The sequence below is a fragment of the Nitrospiria bacterium genome, from assembly GCA_035517655.1.
Lineage (GTDB): Bacteria > Nitrospirota > Nitrospiria > JACQBZ01 > JACQBZ01 > JACQBZ01.
In genome coordinates this window covers 1-12403 of the sequence record DATIYJ010000046.1, presented here as the reverse complement: position 1 = coordinate 12403, position 12403 = coordinate 1, and the positions used below count along the sequence as shown (strand labels likewise).

The window sequence follows — 12403 nt, the reverse complement described above, 5'->3', positions numbered from 1 at the left end:
CAGACGCAGATGTCCCGCGCAACGACTCGATGGGTCACTGGATCAACGGAGGCGGGAACGTTGCGATCCTTTCCGCAGCGGCAGCGGTAGCGATAGGTGAGATCCGGCAGCGGGGGTCTCGCCATTTCCGCCAGCTTCTTCCCATCCACCGCACAACGGCATTCGTACATGGATCATCCCTCCTTATGGGGAGGGAAGATACTACGGCGGGAACCACAAAGTCCTCGGCGAGTTATCGTCGAAGGATGGTTTTTTAGTGGTTATTTGGTGGTGGGGGGAGGAGATAGATGGAGTGAATGATGAGGGAGAGGCCGGGGGAGGAAGAAAGTTAGGGGCTATTTTGCCCTCCCTTTCGGCGTGCCCGTCAAACCAGAGGGGGCACTAGAAGCCTGCTATTTCTTGCGGCTTTCACCTACAAGCTATCGAGAAAACAAGCCATAAAAATTGATGATTACGGATAAAAATAGCACAAAATACGTGACGTCAGGATTGTCCGCTGGAGCGAATTATTAGGTCAACTCCGTGTATGACTGCTCGTAATTGATCGGGCTCCGAAGCACATACCTTGCCTCGCGGTCAAGCCGAGCACCACTGTTGAGAATGGCGTTCGTGATTACAAACACTCGTGGCGGCTGGTCTCCAAGAAAGACGCGCACGAGTAACTCTTTGCTGCTGACACGTTTCCCTGATCCATTAGCGCAATCCCGAGATTATAGTGAGTGCGGCCAAAGATCGGGTTCCGGCAAATGGTGGTAGGCCAACTAAAATGCGATTGACCCCGTTTCGGCGACGGGACTATAATGAACGTCTGTTAACAAGAAAAAAGGAATGGCTGACTTTCCTGAAATGCCACAATCGACGATTGTCATCCGGTAACGCACTAAAATAACCAGATCTTTCGGAATCCTTTATCCAGAGGCGCTTGCAACTAGAGGAGTTATTCATGAACCCATCCGCGAAAGCAAACAATGAACTTCGTCAACGTCTGTACATCGCTCTTGTTCTTAACGCTCTCATCGTTGGTGGGGAGTTCATCGGAGGTGCTTGGATCCATAGCGTAGGCCTCATGAGCGACGCCATGCATAACCTGATTGACCAGGGTTCGCTGTTCTTGACACTCTGGGCTCATTTGTTGGCTGCACGCCCTTCGACATCCCAATCCACATTCGGTTACCACCGCGCCGGTATTGTGACCGCGTTGGTTAATGCAATGTTTCTGATCCTGGCAGCGGCGGGTCTGATGGTCATAGCGGTGTGGCGGCTGCTCAATCCTGTCATGATCCCCGGGGGTTGGGTCATCGTGATCGCACTTCTCAGCTTTGCAGCGAACATTGGAATCGCGCTGCTTCTGCAAAAAGCAGCGAAAGACGACTTAAACATCCGCGGCGCATTTTGGCACATGTTTGGCGATGCATGGGTCTGTCTTGGAGTAGCCGTGAGCGGTTTGATTATCCTACTCACCCATTGGAAACTTGTTGATCCTCTGATCAGCTTTGTGGTGGTTGCAGCGGTTCTCAAAGGCGTGTGGCCACTCCTCAAAGAATCACTCGGGGTACTCATGGAATCAGCGCCACGCGGTCTGGACACCACAACCGTTCAGGCGGCCATCAAGAGAATCCCGGGAGTGAAGAATGTCCATGACCTTCATCTCTGGGCCGTGAAACCTGGCCTCAACATGTTGACCTGTCATGTCATGGTGGAAAATAGTAATTTGTCTCAGGAGGTATTGACGACCGTGAGGCGGAATATCTCACAAAATACAGAAATCAAGCATATCACGATTCAGCTTGAAACCAAATGTTGCCATCCCGAAGTAATTCACTGCGATCTAGAACAGTTAGTCAGCGCGCACGGGCCGTCTAAAACTTTCGTTTGAACTGTCCATGGCGATTGACTAAGGTTACCATGCCTGATTCCGAGTCCTCGGTTTTCTGTTGGTTTAGAGCGTCTTAGGTCTTACCAATCTGCTATAGAGCGGACAATAAATTATTAGCGGTTGTAATCTGCCACTTTTCAAGAAGTTTATATTTTACCGATTACAGGAAGTAACCTGCGCTGCTACTTGCACTGTCTGCTCACTTGATCAGTAGATTCCGGGCTGAATCAGCGGTATTCATTTATGGCTGTCTCGCCCTATCTCACCACCCGCACCTCGCTGGCCGAGAGATTCAGCCGATATCCCACCCGGGACTTTGCTATGATAAGATTTCTGAGTTGATCGGCCTTCGGTTTTTTCCCGCGCTGCCCTTCGAACGCCTTCCCGATCTGTGCGAGGATCTTCCGTTTGTGGTCGGCGAGCTGATGCTCGTACGGACCGGCGTCTGCGCCGCCTCCTCCCCAGAGGCGATTGTAACGCTCTTCTTACTTACAATCCGATCTGCCTTTTCCGCCCAGGACAGATAACAATCGGAAGGCCATGGGCGGTAGAGTGACCCGCACGCCTTGATAGGTCACTTCGTGGCGTCCGAGATCCACGATCAGTGTATAACTGCCTCGCTTTTCGTAGGATGCTGCAACCTCGGCCGCGGGGTCCGGCCGGCGCGGATTTATGGAGGTAGTGATGAATTCCGAGGATATATAACATAACCATCGCCCCTCCTTCATACATACAACCCGGCGCAATGGCCGGAGGCCCAGGCCCATTGGAAATTATAGCCGCCCAGCCATCCGGTCACATCGACCACCTCGCCGATAAAATAAAGCCCCTTCACGCGACGGGATTCGAAGGTTTTGGACGACAGTTCATCGGTATCCAGCCCGCCCTTCGTCACCTCCGCGACGGAATAGCCGCTTGTGCCGGACGGGACGATCCGCCACCGATGAAACCGTGCGGCGATCGCCGCGATCTCTTTTGTGTTGTACTGGGATACCGGCTTACTCTCGGATGATAACGCCAGCCATTGAAGGGCCAGGCGTTTGGTCAATCGCTCGCCGATCAGGTTTTTGAGCTCCGCCTTCGGCCGCTCCTTCCGCCACTGTTTTATCGCATCGTGAAGATCGAAATCCGGAAGAAGGTTGATCGTCACCGCATCGCCCGCTTCCCAGTAGTTTGAGATCTGCAAAATAGCCGGGCCGCTCAAACCCTTGTGCGTAAAAAGAATCGCGTCCCTAAATGTCTGTTGATGGCAGGTAACCGCCGCATCGGCCGACGTCCCGGACAGGCCGTCCGTCTCTTTCAGGTCCGGGGGATTCAAGGTCAGCGAGACCAGGCCGGGACGGCAGGACCGGATCTTGAGACCGAACTGTTTCGCCACCGCATATCCGAAACCGGTCGCGCCGATCTTGGGGAATGACAACCCCCCGGTCGCAATCACGAGGGACTCGGCATCATACCGGCCTAAATTGGTTTGAACCGTAAAAACTTTTTGGCCTTCGACGTTTTGATGCTCGATTTTTTCAACAAAACATTTTGTTTGAATCCGGACACCGCCGGCACGGCATTCCTCCAGCAGAAGGCTCACGATCTGGATCGATTTCCCGTCACAGAAAAGCTGCCCCAGTTTTTTCTCATGATAGGCGATGCCGTGCTTTTCGACCAAGGCGATAAAGTCCTGCGGCCCGAAGCGGCTTAAGGCCGATTTGCAAAAATGAGGATTGCCCGAGATGAAATGCTCCGCTTCCACGCGCCGATTGGTAAAGTTGCAGCGTCCGCCGCCGGAGATCACGATCTTCTTCCCGACGCGGTCGGCATGCTCCAAGAGGAGGACGCGGCGGCCCCTCCGGCCCGCGGTCATCGCGCAGATCAGCCCGGCCGCGCCCGCGCCGATAACGATCACATCAACCTGTTCTTTGACGGGCATGGATGTTGGAATAAGGTCCGATTCGGGTTCTGAAATATCTTGCCGTTTCGATCGTTCGGAGCTATGCTGCAATCAAAACATCTTATCACAAAGCGATCCGGCGGGGATGGTCTCCCGGGGCTATTCAATGTCAAACGAATCGGAGCTCGGCGGTTTAAATTTTCCGGACGCCTACGTCAAGGGGACCCTGCTTCTCCACCGGGGGGACCTGGAAGGCGCGCGGCGGTGTTTTGAGACGGCGCGGGAGGAGGTCCGGGGATCGAACGATGTCCGGCTGCTTGTGGCCGTGCTGGGAAATCTCGGAAACGTTTATGCCGCGCTGGACGAAAAGGAGAAGGCCCGGTCCCTCTACCGGGAAGTCCTGGAACACCAGCGCAAGGATCCCGACGCGCGCATCGCGGGCCGGACGCTGGTCAACCTCGGGAACCTGTCGAGGGAGCTCGGCGAAGCCGAACGGTCGCGCGCCTACTATCTGGAGGCGGAAGCGCTGCTCCAATCCGTCCGGGACGATTTCTCGCTCGGCTCGCTGTATGCCAATCTGGGTCTGCTGGAAATGGACGGCCGTCGTCCGGGCGAGGCGGTTTCATTTTTCAAACGGGCGATCGAGCTTCACAAAAAAACCGGCAACGAAGAAGGCCTGGCCGCCGCCTGGGGCCAGCTCGGCCGCGCCTACCGCGAACTGGGGAAGGACCGGCGGGCCGAGACCTGCTTTAACTACGCCTACTCCCATTTCGGACAGGTGGGAAACCCCTCGGGAGAGGCCGAGGCCCTTCGGGGCCTGGCCGATATCTATGAGGACCGCGACGAGCCGGAGCTGGCCCTTCGCTGCATGACGCGCATCCGTGAGATTTTAGCCCGCTTCAGGCTGCGACTCCCAAAAGGCGATTCGGATCGCGAAGACCGGCTCCGCCGGGCCCTTCGTCCGGGAGGGAAATAAGCACCCCCGCGCGCGAAGCCGGACGCCGTTACAACCGTTGGAGGGCGGCGGCGAAGCGCCGGACGATCTCCCCGGCGGATTCGATCCGGTCGATGCCGGCCACGCTCTTTCCCGCCTGCCAGTACTCCCGTTTTCCGGTTTCGTCCAGAGAAGCCCGCCTGAATTCAAAGATGGAACGAAGCGCGTAGATCGTCCTCATCAGGCGCTTGGTCTTCCGGCCGCGCAGCATCCACCGCGCGATCGGGCCGGCCTTCAGCCCCCGCCGTTCGACGTAGGGCGTGCGGATCACCGCCAAGGGAACGCCCGTGACCCGCTCGGTCAACACGATGTCTTCTTCCCCGGCCCGGAGGATCGCCGCCTTGTACGCGGCGCCGGCCCGGCATTCCTCCGTGGCGATAAAACGGGTTCCCATCTGGACGCCGGCGTACCCCAGGCGCAGCGCCGCCAGGAAATCGTTTTCCGTACCGATCCCGCCCGCGCAGACCAGCGGAAGCCCGGACGCCCGGAGCGCGTCGATCAGGGCCTCCGCGCCGAGCGGTCCCGCGTGCCCCCCGGCCCGGTCGTTCACCGCGATCAGTCCGTCGACGCCGGCGTCCCTCCCCTTCTCGGCCCAGCGGCGCTCCGTCACATCGTGATAGACGATCCCGCCGGCCGCATGGACCCGGGCGACGACCCAGTCGGGTTTGCCGAGCGAGGTGATGAAAAAACGGACCCCTTCCTCCAGGGCGATGTCGATCCATCGGGCCATCCGGTCGCGGTAGACCCTCGAAGACGCTTCGATCAGCGCGTTCATCCCGATCGGCTTTCGGGTCAGCCGCCGGATGAGCCGGAGTCCCTCGCGGAATTCGTGTCCGTGGACGTAGATCAGCGAGATCGGCTGGACGATGCCGATCCCGCCGGCTTCGGAGACCGCCGCGATCAATTCCGGATTGCTGCAGGGGTACATCGCGCCGCAGATCAGCGGAACCGCGATGCCGGCATGGCGGGTCAGGGCGGTCTCGAAGGAAGGGGAATCCGGCGCCGCGTCGGTCATGCCGGCCCGAGCCTCCACCGAACGGTGGTTCGCGCCAGGCGGGTCCCCTTCCCGTCACTGATTTCGGCGTGAACCTCATGATCGATGCCCGAGCCGATCGGCGGAAGGGTCACGCGGCTTTCGGCGGTCAGGCGGCCGCGCGCCTTTTGGTAATATTCAATCGACATCGACGTGACGATTCCACGGAAGCCGGGGGGAAGGCAGGTGTAGAGCGCCAGCCCGCTGGCCACCTCGCCGAGGTTGACCAGCGCCACGGCATGAACGGACCGGAGATGGTTGCGGACGCGACGGCGGTCGCGGAGCGTCACCCGCGCGTAGCCCGGGCGCAACGCGACGACCCGCGCGCCGATGCTGCCGCTGTACGGCACCCACCAGCCGATCAGCCGGCTGAAGAGCCAGGCCCCGCCGGGGACCGGGCTCAATCGTTCCCAGGCCCGGGTCAAAAAGACGCCGGGAGAATTTTCGGTCGGATTCAACGGATCGCTTCCTTTCTCACCCCGCGCGAGTCCGGAGCGGAGCCTCATCCTTCTTTAGCGGAGATCGACCACGAGTCGTCGGTGAAGCGCCCAAGCGATCTTCTGAAGCGTGGAGAGGGTCATATTCGTATGATCCAGACTTTCAATCCGTGCGATGAGCTGTTGCTTGGCCCCCAAACGCTTGGCCAGATCGGCCTGGGAGAGTCCTTCTTTTTGCCTAAGTTCCGCGATCCGCAAGGCCAGCCGGGCCGGAAGGTCTTCGGCCTCGAAGGCCCGCTTAAACCCGGGATTCTTGAGACCCTTTTTGAGACGGTCCCGGAACAATCTTCGTTTCATGAGAATTCAACCGACTTTTTCCGGAAGGCCGTCGGGATATTCATCAACGCGAATGCCCTCCTGCGACGTTTGATGGAACTCGACCGTGCAGACGATCGCCCTCCCGGTCCCGACAAACAGAGTACAACACAAATGTTGTTATGTCAAGAGCCGCTCCCGCGCGGACGGATCGGGTCCGTCGAGTCGCGACGGGCCCGGGTTGCGGAATAAAAAGGAATATGCTACTTTGCTTCCGACACCCGTCTCCGCATTTTTAATCAGGCGGCCCATCCCCCATGTCCATCCAGTGGTTTCCCGGTCATATGAATTCGGCGCGGAAGGAAGCGGCCAAGACGATGGCGGCGGTCGACGTCGTCGTTGAAGTACTGGATGCGCGCGCGCCGGAAGCGAGCGGCAATCCGATGATCCGGGACCTGCGGTTGCAGCGGCAGCGGCCCTGTCTGAAAGTTCTCAATAAAGCCGATCTCGCCGATCCCGCCGTCACCCGGGCCTGGCTCGACCGCTACAACCGGCAACCCGGCGTGACGGCCGTGGCCCTGTCCTTTAACCAGGCCGGCCAGGCGGACCGGGTGCCCGGTCTCTGTCGGTCGCTCGCCCCGCACCGCAACAGCGCCGCCAAGCCGCTGCGCATGCTGATCATGGGCATTCCCAACGTCGGTAAATCGACGCTGATGAACATGCTGCTCAAACGCCGCGTTCAAAAAGTGGGCGCCGAACCGGCCGTGACCCGATTACAGCAACGCCACGCCTTGAACGAGCGCATGACGCTCACCGACTCCCCCGGGCTGTTGTGGCCGAAAATCGAAACGCCGGCCGTCGGCCTGATGCTCGCCGCGATCCACGCGATCGGCGCCAAGGCCGTCAACGACGAAGAAGTCGGCGAGTTTCTCGCCGGAACGCTGCTCGCGCGCTATCCCGCCCGGCTCACGGCGCGGTACGGTTTCGCGGTGGAAGGGCTGGACGGCGCGGGCGTGCTCGAAGCCGTCGCAAAAAAACGCGGATGCCTTCGTAAAGGCAAGGGCGGCGAACCGGACCGGGAAAGAGCGGCGAAGATACTGCTGGCGGATTACCGAGACGGCGCGCTGGGCCGCACCAGCCTGGAGACTCCGGAGACGCGCGTGGCCGGAGCGGGGCCTCTAGCTAAACAATAGACAACCAGCGACTTGACCCTTTTTTGGCCCCTTTTCTAATAAAATCTTGTAACACAACGCGAAAATCGCGCAACCCATTCGGCGCTGATGTGTTTATATGCTCTATGACCGGATAGAACCGCGGCCGCTTCGGAGCCTCGTCGTTTTGGTCGGAAGGCGCCGCGAGAACGAGCCACGGCCAGCGAGTATGTAATTCGTGTTAGGGCGAGCGCGCCCCATTTTAGGGTCCGCTTTCCCGTCAGCGAAGCGGAGCGCTCAATCTGTTGCTTGAAATCGCGGAACGACGATTGCATACATTCAGGCGGCGCCCAGTTTCGGCGCAGAGGGAAGCGGTTTTTTTATCATCGGAGTGAATCATATTGTAATAGGACTGACTATGTAACGGAGGAGACGGAAATGAACAAGAAAGCGCGAAAATCATCATGGCTTCAATCGATCGTATCTTTTATCGCGATAATATCTCCCGTCATCATCTTATCCAGTTGCGGAGGGTCGAACAACGGATCGAGCAGCAGCAACGGAAGCTCGCTGTCGGGCGCGGGCAGTGTTTCCGGAACCCTGACGGATTCGAACGGCTCGCCGATCGCGGGCGCGACGGTCGTGGCCGGAAGCGACTCTCCCACGGCCCTGACCGGTCCGGACGGCCAATTCACCCTTTCCAACGTTCCGGCCGGTTCGGTGACCTTGAACGCGATCATGCCGGGTTTTGAAACGAACACCTTTGCCGTGGACGTATCCAACAACGCCGCGACGACCGTTTCCGCTCCGATCGAGCTTCCGGATCTCGACGACGTGGACGACGCGCCCCGGATCACCGACGTCGTCCTGACCGTGAACGGCTCGACCGTTGCGGTCGCCGCGACGATCAACCCAGGAAGCGACGGCGACGCCGTAACCGACGCCCGGGCCGAACTGGTCGGCTACGGCACGGGAAGCCGGATGACCGCCAACGGTTCGACGTATTCCGCGACGATCACCCTGCCGGCGACGTTCGTCGGTCCTTCGGCGCTGGTCGAGGTTTTCGCCATCGACGCCAAGCGGCGGGTCGGGGCCGACGCGGCCACCGCGGCCGTTCCCGGCGCCTCCGGCTCGGGCGGGTTCGGCGCGTCCACGTTCACGGGCAGTTGGGCGGGCGGCGCGGAGTTCCACCGCGCCGCCTTCGGCGACGCCGACCGCGTCGGCGACCGGCGAATGGCCAACGTCAGCCTTTCGATTTCCGGGAGCGCCGTTTCGGGCAGCTACGCCGACATCACCCTGGAAAAGTATATCCCGGCCGCTTCGTGGGGCGTGACAACGACCTCGTTCACGGGAGCCCTGACCTTGATCGATGCGAATCTTGGAATTTACGAAATGACATCGACGTTCAACCCGACGCCGACCCGGACGGTGGATTTAACCGTGATCGGGAAACTCGACTCGGCGACCGGTCCCGCCAATTTCGTCGGCTACATGGAGGCCGTGATCACGGATACGTCGCCTCAAAACGTCACGACGGTCGTGCGGGGGCGGGTTCATCTCTTGAGTAACTTGACCTGGAGCGCCGCCGATCTGGACGGCGACTGGGTGTGGTCTGAATTTACAAAGCGTTGTCAGTCCTGTTCGGCGAATTTCACGTATCGGCCTCCGTTCCAATACAACAGCTCGTTCACGTCCTCCGGCGGAACGATTTCGAGCGGCATGGACACCCTCGGAAACACCCTGTCGACCTCCACGGCGTTTACGGTGGACCCAAACCTGGGCATATTCACCGGCGCCCTCACTTCCGCGGACAATTCCACCATCACCGTTTCAGGACTGATCGGGCCGAAGAAAAAGCATGTGTTCGGACTGTTCAATGTGGCGCTGTCCGGGCAAACGGCCTACGGCCCGTTGTGGGGAAACAGCATCGCCTCGCCTCCGCACTTTGCCACGTCGGACTTCGGTCAAAAGGAGTTTGACGGGTCGTCCGGAACCGCGATCTGGAGGGGATTCTATTACGTGTCGGCGGGGCCCGATCCGGCCGGCACGACGTGCTTCATCAGTCTTCGGACGAAACCCGACGGCAGCGTCGTGGGCGGGAAAATCAAATCCTTGCCGTTGATGGCTTGTCCCTCGGTCTCGTTTTCTTCGGGGAGCCTGGCTTTCGCGAATACCACGGACGGCGGGATCGATGGCAGCGCCGTTGGAGGGGCCGCGGCCTTCACCCTGGCGCCGAGCGCGTCCCGAAACGCTTCCATGGGCGTTGAAAAGGCCAGGCTGGTCGGGGATTTCTCGTTGAACGTCACGGGGGGAACCGACACGGGGTTTTTCTTCCTGCAACGGACGTTCATCGAATAAGGAACATTTATTCCTAGCCGATGCTCCGGCGGATCTTCGCGGCCTCGAGGATGCGGTCGGACGGAACCTTGCCGGACCGCCAGAGAAGATAGGCGCTCGAGACGAGGTTGCGGTGAAGGTAATGCTCGACCGTTTCCGGTCCCAGCTCCCGGCCCAGAAAATTCTCGATGCCTTCGACGTCCTTCTGCACGCCCCGCCAGGCCGCGGAGCGCTTGGCCAGGAAGTTCAGGTTTTCTTTGTTGAGATAATGGCCGGCCTGAATCAGGTCCTTCTCGAGATTGCGGTAGAAGGTTTTGAGGGTATCCGTCAGACCTCTCTCCCGGGCCTCGCGCAATCCCCGGCCGGTCCCGATCAGCTCCGGCGGAACGCCCAGGGAATAAAGCACCGCCGTGAAGCCGATCGCGCGCGGGAGGCGCTTGCCCCCGAGGCCGCGCGCATATCCGAACAACCCGATATGGAGCATCCGCTCGCGACGCTGAGGGATGATCTTCGAAAACGTATTGATCATTCCCGCCAGGCCTTCAACCGTCCGCTGATAATGCTTTGCGAACAGTTCGCTTAAGACCTCCCCTTCCTTGATCTCCCCGGGCGAATGGATTCTCGGACGGGTCTTGGGCAGGTTGCGGTTCAGGAACTGGAGCGATCGTTTGACTTCCTGAATCGGGTAGTCGTAGCGGTAGGCCGACTGGATCGTGACCGTCCGGACGCCGCCGTACTCCTCCAGAAAATCCTTCACCCGGTTTGGGGCCAGCCCGCCGCGAAAGGGAAGGGACCCCACGCCGATGATCGGAAAAACCGGAATGCCCGACTCCTCCTCGAACGTGTAGTACTCGGACAAGGCGATCTTGGCCGCGACCACGGCCGGGATCAGACCGGCGTTCAAGGGCGGATCGGACCGCGCGATGAAGGGCCTCAGATAATCCGGCCGCGTCCCGTATTCCCTTTCATGCAGATCGAGATAATCGTGCAGGATCTTCCGCGAGCCGGTCAGCTCCGAGATGCCCTCGATCAGCGGGATCACCCGGAGGTACTCGATCCCCTTCCGGTTGCCGAACGCGGCATGCTTGAGCCGCGCCACCTGCCGGAAGGTCGTTTGCAGATGGATCAGTTTCCTGGCCTCGTCCGTCATGGGCAGGATCACCTCGAAGACCGGCGGACGGGAGAAGCCCAGATCGAAAGTGAGGTCTTCAAACGTGAGAATTCCCATGTAGGCGCGGGCCAGGCGGTAACCCTTTTCATGCCATATGTTGGGCAGACGGAAGGTGAGAAAGACGTCCCGTCCCAGATGGACCCGCCGGAAGAAGTCGTAATAGCTGGAGAGCAGCTTGTCCACCACCGCCTCGTCCACGTACTTGCCCTCCCAATCCCACATGTATTCCTGGCAATGGAGGTCGCGGAACGCGCTGATGCATTCCTCGATCTCCTCCTGGGTGTTGATGAAGGGATCGCCGTTTTTCTTCCAGTACGGAACGTTGGCGTGGTCCGGATGCTGCGTGGCCATGGTGGCCGGGAATTTTCGATCGACCTTTTGCGTCATGTTCCTCAACGATACCAGAATTCCCGCGCGGACTCAACTGCGATTCCGAGGGCGACGAAAGAGCTCCTCCCGCAAAATGAAATTGCATCCGGAACGGAACTGTGATAAATGTTAAACAGATTTCTTAACCTTAAACAGACCGATGATAAAGGAAGCCTATGCGCCCATGGTCGTTCTTCATCGCCGTTCTCGTCAGCGCGGTCGTCGCCGGATGCGTGGAGAACCGCACCCTGTCCCGAACGATCCTCAACGACCAGTACAATTCGGTTGTCCTGCAAACCTGGCTGGATAAATCCAGGCAACCGATTCCCCTGCAATTCGACCATCCGGCCGAGATCAACGACGCCGATATGAAGCGGATTCTGGAGTCGATCCGGATCGTCGAGCCGCCGGGCTTGCTGTCCACGCTCCTTCTGAAATCCAAAGCGACGGCCGAGCCGGCGTTTACTCCGGCGGAGGCCGGCTTCCTGGCGAAACCGCTCGCGGCCGCGCTCCAAACCGCCCGGCCGGATGAACGCGTCGTGTTCTTTCTCCACCATCAACGGAGCGTCTACAGAGGGACGACGACCTCAGGGGTGGCGTTCGTCAAGGACAAGCGACTGAACATCCTTCTGGGGCGCTACCAGAGGGGCAACGAGCCGGGATCCCCGGACATTCCAATCGGGGGCGCCCCTTTTCCGACATCCAACGATCAGAATTTTTTTATCGCGCCCGGCCCCTTCCAGTCGCTCGTGGAAGGGGACAAGGCCCCCGGCGGGCAGGAGTCCCTGTTTCCGCAACGCTGGCTCAGCATCGATTATGCCTCGCTCCTGAACGC

The 12403-nt window shown here is 59.6% G+C and carries 10 protein-coding genes; 5 read left to right on the top strand and 5 right to left on the bottom strand.

Features of this window, described 5'->3' with window-relative positions:
* The first annotated feature begins 943 nt into the window (after positions 1-943).
* Positions 944-1876 (top strand): cation diffusion facilitator family transporter, encoded by a 933-nt coding sequence (locus tag VLY20_09150; GenBank protein ID HUK56808.1) that lies wholly within the window; start codon positions 944-946, stop codon positions 1874-1876.
* Between the two features lie 724 nt (positions 1877-2600).
* On the opposite strand, the gene VLY20_09145 is transcribed toward VLY20_09150, so the two are convergent.
* Positions 2601-3800: an NAD(P)/FAD-dependent oxidoreductase gene (locus VLY20_09145; GenBank protein HUK56807.1), complete on the bottom strand. Its 1200-nt coding sequence runs from the start codon at positions 3798-3800 to the stop codon at positions 2601-2603.
* A gap of 127 nt (positions 3801-3927) precedes the next feature.
* Between VLY20_09145 and VLY20_09140 the strand changes: the two genes are divergently transcribed.
* Positions 3928-4737, top strand: coding sequence for a tetratricopeptide repeat protein (locus VLY20_09140; GenBank protein ID HUK56806.1), 810 nt, complete (start codon positions 3928-3930; stop codon positions 4735-4737).
* A gap of 28 nt (positions 4738-4765) precedes the next feature.
* Here VLY20_09140 and VLY20_09135 read toward each other — a convergent pair whose 3' ends face one another.
* The 3 genes from VLY20_09135 to VLY20_09125 are packed head-to-tail and all read right to left on the bottom strand — an operon-like array spanning position 4766 to position 6582.
* Positions 4766-5770: a nitronate monooxygenase family protein gene (locus VLY20_09135; protein ID HUK56805.1), complete on the bottom strand. Its 1005-nt coding sequence runs from the start codon at positions 5768-5770 to the stop codon at positions 4766-4768.
* The gene (locus VLY20_09130) at positions 5767-6294 is read right to left on the bottom strand and encodes a hotdog fold domain-containing protein (GenBank protein HUK56804.1); all 528 of its coding nucleotides are present in this window, start codon (positions 6292-6294) and stop codon (positions 5767-5769) included. Before VLY20_09130 ends, VLY20_09135 begins: the two co-directional genes overlap by 4 nt.
* 6 nt (positions 6295-6300) lie before the next feature.
* Complete coding sequence (locus tag VLY20_09125; GenBank protein HUK56803.1) at positions 6301-6582, bottom strand: helix-turn-helix domain-containing protein; 282 nt, start codon at positions 6580-6582, stop codon at positions 6301-6303.
* 275 nt (positions 6583-6857) lie between these two features.
* On the opposite strand from VLY20_09125, the gene ylqF reads away from it, so the two are divergent.
* Both ylqF and VLY20_09115 read left to right on the top strand, forming a co-directional pair.
* Complete coding sequence (ylqF, locus tag VLY20_09120) at positions 6858-7733, top strand: ribosome biogenesis GTPase YlqF (protein ID HUK56802.1); 876 nt, start codon at positions 6858-6860, stop codon at positions 7731-7733.
* A 396-nt stretch (positions 7734-8129) separates the two neighbouring features.
* Positions 8130-10049: a carboxypeptidase-like regulatory domain-containing protein gene (locus VLY20_09115; GenBank protein HUK56801.1), complete on the top strand. Its 1920-nt coding sequence runs from the start codon at positions 8130-8132 to the stop codon at positions 10047-10049.
* Between the two features lie 13 nt (positions 10050-10062).
* Here the strand turns inward: VLY20_09115 and ppcA are convergent, their stop codons facing one another.
* Positions 10063-11586 (bottom strand): phosphoenolpyruvate carboxylase, encoded by a 1524-nt coding sequence (gene ppcA, locus VLY20_09110; GenBank protein HUK56800.1) that lies wholly within the window; start codon positions 11584-11586, stop codon positions 10063-10065.
* A gap of 158 nt (positions 11587-11744) precedes the next feature.
* Between ppcA and VLY20_09105 the strand changes: the two genes are divergently transcribed.
* Positions 11745-12403: hypothetical protein (locus VLY20_09105; GenBank protein ID HUK56799.1), on the top strand; the 659-nt coding region annotated here is incomplete at its 3' end.